Origin of the sequence: Pseudomonas sp. RA_105y_Pfl2_P56 (assembly GCF_963970845.1) — a bacterium.
Taxonomy (GTDB): Bacteria; Pseudomonadota; Gammaproteobacteria; order Pseudomonadales; family Pseudomonadaceae; genus Aquipseudomonas; species Aquipseudomonas baetica_A.
The window spans coordinates 70295-78191 of record NZ_CAXAPL010000029.1 but is presented as its reverse complement, the minus strand read 5'-3'; the positions used below and the strand labels follow the sequence as shown (position 1 = coordinate 78191).

6 protein-coding genes are annotated in these 7897 nt (G+C 60.0%); all 6 read left to right on the top strand.

Annotated features, from left to right (window positions below):
* Window positions 1-279 precede the first annotated feature (279 nt).
* The 6 genes from AACY11_RS19535 (at window position 280) to AACY11_RS19510 (ending at window position 7833) form a co-directional block, all read left to right on the top strand.
* Window positions 280-966 (top strand): CsgG/HfaB family protein, encoded by a 687-nt coding sequence (locus AACY11_RS19535; RefSeq protein WP_221732772.1) that lies wholly within the window; start codon window positions 280-282, stop codon window positions 964-966.
* A gap of 29 nt (window positions 967-995) precedes the next feature.
* Window positions 996-1364 (top strand): DUF4810 domain-containing protein, encoded by a 369-nt coding sequence (locus AACY11_RS19530; RefSeq protein WP_339432907.1) that lies wholly within the window; start codon window positions 996-998, stop codon window positions 1362-1364.
* Window positions 1361-2020, top strand: a complete 660-nt coding sequence (locus AACY11_RS19525; protein ID WP_339432908.1) for a DUF799 domain-containing protein — start codon at window positions 1361-1363, stop codon at window positions 2018-2020. Before AACY11_RS19530 ends, AACY11_RS19525 begins: the two co-directional genes overlap by 4 nt.
* A 213-nt stretch (window positions 2021-2233) precedes the next feature.
* Window positions 2234-2923, top strand: coding sequence for a GntR family transcriptional regulator (locus AACY11_RS19520; RefSeq protein ID WP_221732756.1), 690 nt, complete (start codon window positions 2234-2236; stop codon window positions 2921-2923).
* 134 nt (window positions 2924-3057) lie between these two features.
* On the top strand, window positions 3058-5169 hold the full coding sequence (locus tag AACY11_RS19515) for a hybrid sensor histidine kinase/response regulator (RefSeq protein ID WP_339495554.1): 2112 nt from the start codon (window positions 3058-3060) through the stop codon (window positions 5167-5169).
* 30 nt (window positions 5170-5199) lie between these two features.
* Window positions 5200-7833, top strand: a complete 2634-nt coding sequence (locus AACY11_RS19510) for an excinuclease ABC subunit UvrA (RefSeq protein WP_339495553.1) — start codon at window positions 5200-5202, stop codon at window positions 7831-7833.
* The last annotated feature ends 64 nt before the right edge of the window (window positions 7834-7897 follow it).

Below are 7897 nucleotides of genomic sequence, written 5' to 3'. Positions count from 1 at the left end.
CTACCCAAGCACTGGTCGCACTAGCCCGCAAGCTTGCCCGGGTGGTATTTGCTCTGTTGAAAAACCAGAGCGAATACTCACCTAAAGCGGTTTAGGGGCTAGGCATGAACCATAGAATCTCCCACAGTTGTTTTGGTATGCGGGGATTGGCCAATCCATTGGCGTCAAAAAAATCTGTCATCAATGATGGCACTTTGTCATAATGCGGCCCCTTTTCCGCGCCCCATCACGTTACCGTGCCGGGACACACCGTTTTTCAAGAAGGAATATTCAGTGAGAATGATCTCCCGGATGCTGGTCTCAGGCGTTGCAATCGCCGTGCTTGGCACCATCGCCGGCACGCTGGCCGGTTGCGCCACCGAAAGCTCCCGCGCGCTGCCGGTGGCCAAGGTAGAAAGCGCCACTCAAGTCTGGACTGGCGTTCGCGTGCCGATGGCGGTGGGCAAGTTTGATAATCGCTCCAGCTACATGCGCGGGATCTTCTCCGACGGTGTCGACCGTCTCGGCGGTCAGGCCAAGACCATCCTGATCACGCATTTGCAGCAGACCAACCGTTTCTCCGTGCTCGATCGCGACAACATGGGCGAAATCCAGCAGGAAGCCGCGATCAAGGGCCAGGCTCAGCGTCTCAAAGGCGCCGATTATGTGGTCACCGGTGACGTCACCGAATTCGGTCGCAAAGAGATTGGCGACCACCAGTTGTTCGGCATTCTTGGTCGTGGCAAGACCCAGATCGCTTACGCCAAGGTCAACCTCAATATCGTCAACATCAGCACCTCCGAAGTGGTCTATTCGACCCAGGGCGCCGGCGAGTACGCCTTGTCCAACCGCGAAATCATCGGTTTCGGCGGCACCGCTGCTTATGACTCCACCCTCAACGGCAAAGTCCTGGATCTGGCCATGCGCGAGGCGATCAATCGTCTGGTTGATGGCATGAACGCCGGTGCCTGGAAACCGGGCAACTGATTGACGCCCACTGCAAGGAGCAACATCCAATGAATTTGACTTTGTCGCGGTCGCTGATGGCCCTGACGCTGGCCGCCAGCGCTCTGCTGGCCGGTTGCAGCAGCCCGCAAACCCTGTACCAGTGGGAAGGCTACGAACCCCAGGTCTACGAGTACTTCAAGAGCGAAACACCGAAAGAAGCCCAGGCAGAAGCACTGGAAGCCGATTTGCAGAAGATCCGTTCCACGGGTAAGGCCGTGCCACCGGGATACCACGCGCACCTCGGTCTGCTGTACCTGAGCATGGGCAAAGACGATCAGATGGTGCAGCAGTTCCGTACCGAAAAGACCCTGTTCCCAGAGTCCGGCACGTACATGGATTTTCTGCTTAAAAACGCCAAGACCGGAGATGCGAAATGATCCCGCGTGCGGTGAAGCTGCTGGTGGGCGTGCTGGCGCTGAGCATGCTTGGTGGCTGCGTAAAACCCAAGACCGTGGATTATTCGGCGTACAAACAAGCGCGCCCGAAGAGCATTCTGGTGCTGCCGCCGCTGAACACCTCGCCGGACGTCAAGGCGTCGTACAGCCTGTTGTCGCAAGTGACGTTCCCGCTGGCGGAAGCCGGTTACTACGTACTGCCGATCGCGCTGGTTGATGAGACGTTCCGTCAGAACGGCCTGACCACGCCAGACGATATCCATCAGGCACCGCCCAACAAGCTCAAGGAAATCTTTGGTGCGGATGCGGCGCTGTACATCACCGTGACCGAGTACGGTACGCGTTACATGGTGATCAGCAGCGAAACCGCAGTCACTGCGACGGCGAAACTGGTCGACTTGAAATCCGGCATCACACTGTGGACCGGCTCCGCTCGGGCGTCGAGCGAAGAGGGCAACAATAACGGCGGCGGTGGCCTGATCGGCATGCTGATCACGGCGGCAGTGAAGCAGATCATCAACAGCTCGACCGATGCTGGTTACCCGATTGCCGGTGTGGCGAGCAATCGTCTGTTGTCAGCCGGGCACCCGGCAGGCCTGCTGTACGGACCACGCTCGCCGAAATACGGCACGGATTAACCGCGAACGTCAAAAGATCGCAGCTTGCGGCAACGCCTTGGGATGACTTTTCCAAGCCACTGCCGCAGGCTGCGATTTTTTTTGCCCGGACATTTCTCGAGCCACCCCGGTCACGACTTGCCATCAAGAGCCTGCATCTTGGGGCCGAAGGCGATATTCTGCGCCACGGTTCATGCGCCACGGCAGCGTTGCCAGCAATGAAGGAGCTTTGGAGTGACCGAAAAGAAACTGGAAACCACGGTCGACCGCGTCTACCAAGGGGTTTACGAGGCGATCTGCAAGCGCTCACTGCGTCCGGGAATGAAACTGGGCGAGGCCTCGCTCGCGCAATTATTTAATGTCAGCCGCACCTCAGTGCGGGCCGCGCTCAAGCAATTGGAAGCCGAGGGCCTGGTGACCACCGAACCCAACAAAGGGGCATCGGTGTCGTTGCCCAGCAACGAAGAAATTCGCTCGCTGTTCGAAACCCGCCGCCTGATCGAGATCGGTATTGTCACCGAGCTGTGTCGACGCAAGGACGCTGCGGCGATGCAGGTGCTGCGCGATCACTTGTTGCTGGAAGATCAAGCCCATGAAGCCGGCGACCACGAGCGGTTGATTCATCTGCTTGGTGAGTTCCACCTCAAACTTGCACGCAGCCTGAATAACCCGGTACTGCTCGACTGGTTTCAGAAGCTGATTTCCCGTGCCTCCCTGTACATCGCCGCATTGGACGACGACAGCCACGAAGCCTGCCGCGACAACGAACACCTGCGCCTGATCGAGTACATCGAGGCCGGCGATCAGAGCGCCGCGATCGAGTTGACGTGCGTGCACCTGAACGGTATCGAGAAAGCGATTCTCGACGTTGCCGCCAAGATGAAAACGGGCTATCACCCGCTGAAACATCTGATCGGGGTTTGAACCTGAGCAGGCTATGAAACCGGCTATACCTCTTATGAAACCAATACGACCTGCGATGCTCGAAACACAAGGACGCCGCGTCGTTTGGGCGTAGTGATTGATCGGGCAACCACCACAGGACACCGAGTCAGGCGATGCAGTTTTTATCCGATAGCCACGGTTGTGAAGGTTGGAAAGGCGAAATGGCCGGACGCATTTGCGCGTTCGACTGGCGTCAAACCGAACTGGGGCCGCTGGAGACATGGCCCGCCAGCCTGTGCAGCACCGTGCAAATGATGCTGGCGTCGCCGTTGCCGTTGGTCATGCTCTGGGGCCGTGCTGGCTACATGATCTACAACGACGCCTATTCGACGTTTGCCGGTGGCCGCCATCCATTTTTGTTGGGCTCACCGGTGGAGCTGGGCTGGCCGGAAGTCGCCGAGTTCAACCGCCATGTCGTCGATACCTGTCTGGCCGGTGGCACCTTGTCGTTTCGCAATAAGGACATGGTGCTGCTGCGTGATGGCATTCCCGAAGAAGTCTGCCTGGATTTGTATTACAGCCCTGTCGCCAACGATGAAGGGGTGCCGTCCGGGGTCATGGCGATAGTGGTTGATACCACGGAGTTCATGCGTTCCGAGCGTTTGCGCCAGGCCGCTGAAGACGCTTACCGCGCTGATAATGAGCGGGTGCGTCTGGCGCTCAATGCCGGTGCCTTGCTCGGCTCGTTTGTCTGGGATGTGCGCAATGATGTGTTATCGGCGGATGAGCGTTTCGCTCGGACGTTCTCGTACCCGGCGGATCAGGATCTGACCGATGTGCCTCAGGCGCTCACCGATGCCAGGATTCACCCTGATGACCTGGCCTGGGTGCAGGAGCGGGTCAATCAGGTATTGCAGACCGGTGAGCCGTACAACGCCGAATACCGGGTTTTGCGTCCGGACGGCAGTTATATGTGGGTACTGGCCAGTGGAGCCTGCGAATTCAACGAGCAGGGTGAGCCGTTTCGCTTCCCCGGCGTGTTGATCGATATTCATGAACGCAAGATTGCCGAGGAATCCCTGCTCAAATTCACCCGCAACCTCGAGCAGCGTGTCGCCGATGAAGTCGGTGCGCGACTGGCCGCCGAGGAGCAGTTGCGCCAGTCACAGAAACTGGAATCCATCGGCGGGCTGACCGGCGGCGTCGCTCACGACTTCAATAACCTGTTGCAGGTGATCGCCGGCAATCTGCATTTGCTGGCTCGCCATGAGCCCAATAACGCCAACGTGCAGCGTCGGGTCAGCGCTTCGTTGGCGGCGGTCGAGCGCGGGGCCAAATTGTCTTCGCAATTGCTCGCGTTTGCCCGGCGTCAGCCGTTGTCACCGGCGGTGTGCAACCTGCAGCAGATTTTCGAAGGTGTCGGTGAATTACTCCAGCGGGCGCTGGGCGAAACCATTCAGATTGATGTGCAACTGCCGCAAGCACCGTGGCACATCAATGTCGACCGCAATCAATTGGAAAACGCCATTCTCAATCTGGCCATCAACGCACGGGATGCGATGAAGGGTGAGGGCACCATTGTGCTCAGTGCGTCCAACGTTGCTCTCGATGGCGAGTTCTGTGTCGGTAAGGGCATCACCCCCGGTGACTTTGTCCGGGTCGCGGTCAGCGACACGGGGCCCGGCATCCCGCCACAGATGCTGGAGCAAGTGTTCGAGCCGTTTTTTACCACCAAGGCTGACGGTCAGGGCACGGGGCTGGGCCTGAGCATGGTCTTCGGTTTCGTCAAACAGAGTGGCGGGCATGTCGAGATCGACAGTACGCCAGGTGAGGGGACATGCGTGCAGTTGTACTTTGCGCGCAGCCTGCGACCGATCCGCGAAGAAGCGCCGAACATCGAAAGTCAGCTGAGGGGTGGTCACGAGACGATTCTGGTGGTCGAGGATAACGAGGCTGTGCGCGCTTCGGCGGTCGAGTTGCTGCGCGAGGAAGGTTATCGCGTGCTGACCGCCGGCAATGGCGACGTGGCGATGCAGATGTTGCTCGAAGGCTGCGACGTGGACTTGATTTTCACTGACGTGGTCATGCCGGGGCTGATCAAAAGCTCCGATCTGTTTGCCTGGTCCAAGGTGCAGACGCCACCGGTCGCGGTGTTGTTCGCCTCGGGGCATACCCGCGACATCATTTCGCGCAATCACCAATTGAGCCCCGACACGCATTTGCTCAGCAAGCCTTACAGCCCGGACGCATTGTTGCAGATGATTCGTGACGTGCTCAGTGGCTGAGCTTGAACATTCCATTACCAAGGCAGGCAGATGACTTCCAAGCGTACCTCCAAGGCAACCACCGGCATGGTTCGGGTGCGCGGTGCCCGTGAACACAATCTGAAGAACGTTGACGTCGACATTCCCCGCGATGCCTTGGTGGTGTTCACCGGAGTATCGGGGTCGGGCAAGTCATCGCTGGCGTTCTCGACGTTGTATGCCGAAGCCCAGCGGCGTTATTTCGAATCAGTGGCGCCGTATGCGCGGCGCCTGATCGATCAGGTCGGCGTGCCGGATGTCGACTCCATCGAAGGCCTACCACCTGCCGTGGCGCTGCAACAACAACGCGGTACACCGAGCACGCGTTCATCGGTGGGCAGCGTCACCACGTTGTCGAGCCTGATCCGTATGCTGTATTCGCGTGCCGGCAGTTATCCGCCGGGGCAGGCGATGCTGTATGCCGAGGATTTTTCGCCCAATACGCCACAGGGCGCGTGCCCCGAGTGTCATGGGCTCGGCCGGGTGTATGAAGTCACCGAAGCCTTGATGGTGCCTGATCCTGGCCTGACCATTCGCCAGCGCGCGGTGGCTTCCTGGCCCTTGGCGTGGCAAGGCCAGAACCTGCGCGACATCCTCGTGACCCTGGGCATCGACGTCGATATCCCGTGGCGCAAACTGCCGAAAAAGCAGCGCGACTGGATTCTGTTTACCGAACAGACCCCAACCGTTCCGGTGTACGCCGGGCTGACCCCGGAAGAAACCCGGTTCGCCCTCAAGCACAAGAAAGAGCCGAGTTACCAAGGCACGTTCACCGGCGCCCGGCGCTACATTCTGCACACATTTACCCACTCGCAAAGTGCGCTGATGAAGAAGCGTGTTTCGCAGTTTATGCTCGGCAGTCCTTGTCCTCTGTGTGAGGGCAAACGCCTCAAGCGCGAGGCGTTGTCGGTGACGTTCGCCGGGTATGACATCGGCGAGTTGTCGCAGATGCCGTTGTTGAAGGTGGCCGAGGTGCTGAAACCGGTGGCGGCAGCCAGCTATCTGGATCGCGCTGAAGAGCGCGGCGAAACCCTGAGCCATGCGCAGACTCGCGAGGCCCGTCAGCAGCGTGTAGCCCACGGCGCCAGCGGACACACTAGCGCGCCGGATGTGCGGCACACCCCGAACCTGTCCCTGGAAAAACGCCTGGCAGCGCAGCGTATTGCCGAGGACTTGCTCGAGCGGGTCAGTACCCTGAGCGATTTGGGCCTCGGTTATCTGGCGCTGGATCGCAGCACGCCGACCTTGTCGTCCGGGGAGTTGCAGCGCCTGAGACTGGCCACGCAACTGGGCTCGCAATTGTTCGGCGTGATTTACGTGCTCGACGAACCGTCCGCCGGTTTGCACCCGGCGGACGGCGAGGCCTTGTTCGAAGCCTTGCAGCGCTTGAAAGCCGAGGGCAACACGCTGTTTGTGGTCGAGCATGATCTGGAAACCATGCGCCGAGCCGACTGGTTGATTGACGTCGGGCCGGCGGCGGGAGAGCAGGGTGGTCAAGTGTTGTACAGCGGCCCGCCGGCGGGGTTGGCCGCCATTGAGCAGTCGCAGACGCGCGCCTATCTGTTTGCCCAAGCGCAAGGGCAGACGCGGACGGCGCGCAAGCCGACAGCGTGGCTGAAACTCGACGGTATCACCCGCAACAACCTGACCAATCTCAGCGCCGAGTTTCCCTTGGGTTGCTTCACTTCGGTGACGGGCGTGTCCGGTTCCGGAAAATCGAGTCTGGTCAGTCAGGCGTTGCTGGAACTGGTCGGCGCGCAACTGGGGCGGCCGACGGTTGATCACGAGTCGGAAGCACTCACCCTCGAAGACGACGCACCGCAGGTCAGCGGCGGACACGTCAGCGCCGGACTGGATTCGATCAAGCGACTGGTGCAAGTCGATCAGAAACCCATCGGTCGCACGCCACGCTCCAATCTGGCGACCTACACCGGGTTATTCGACAACGTGCGCAAGCTGTTCGCCGCGACACCCCAGGCGCGGGCGGCGGGTTATGACGCCGGGCAGTTTTCCTTCAACGTCGCCAAGGGTCGTTGCGCGACGTGCGAGGGGGAAGGCTTTGTCAGTGTCGAATTGCTGTTCATGCCCAGCGTGTATGCACCGTGCCCGACCTGTCATGGCGCACGGTACAACCCGCAGACGCTGGCGATAATGTGGCAAGGCTTGAGCATCGCTCAGGTGTTGCAACTGACTGTCGACGAGGCGGTGAGCGTGTTCATCGAGCAACCGGGCATTCGGCGTTCACTGGAGGTGCTGCGCGACATCGGTCTGGGTTATTTGCGCCTGGGGCAGCCAGCCACGGAACTGTCCGGCGGTGAGGCGCAGCGGATCAAACTGGCCACCGAGTTGCAGCGTAACCAGCGTGGCGCCACCTTGTATGTGCTGGATGAACCGACCACCGGATTGCACCCGCGCGATGTCGATCGGTTGCTGGAGCAGTTGGATGCGCTGGTGACGGCGGGGCACACGGTGATCGTGGTCGAACATGAAATGCGCGTGGTCGCGCAGAGCGACTGGGTGATCGACATCGGCCCGGGGGCGGGGGATATGGGCGGCAAGATTGTTGCGGCGGGTACGCCGCAAAAAGTCGCGGCGAGCAAGAAGAGCCGGACTGCGCCATTCCTTGCCCGCGCCATGAGTCGTTAAATGTATCGTCTCCAATGGCCTCATCGCTTCAGGCCACCGGCCACAGTTTTTTGAGCGACAGGCG

Excerpts from the sequence above, each read along its gene's own strand:
- AACY11_RS19535 (WP_221732772.1), top strand. The coding sequence starts at position 280 with ATGATCTCCCGGATGCTGGTCTCAGGCGTTGCAATCGCCGTGCTTGGC.
- AACY11_RS19530 (WP_339432907.1), top strand. The coding sequence starts at position 996 with ATGAATTTGACTTTGTCGCGGTCGCTGATGGCCCTGACGCTGGCCGCC.
- AACY11_RS19525 (WP_339432908.1), top strand. The coding sequence starts at position 1,361 with ATGATCCCGCGTGCGGTGAAGCTGCTGGTGGGCGTGCTGGCGCTGAGC.
- AACY11_RS19515 (WP_339495554.1), top strand. The coding sequence starts at position 3,058 with ATGCAGTTTTTATCCGATAGCCACGGTTGTGAAGGTTGGAAAGGCGAA.
- AACY11_RS19510 (WP_339495553.1), top strand. The coding sequence starts at position 5,200 with ATGACTTCCAAGCGTACCTCCAAGGCAACCACCGGCATGGTTCGGGTG.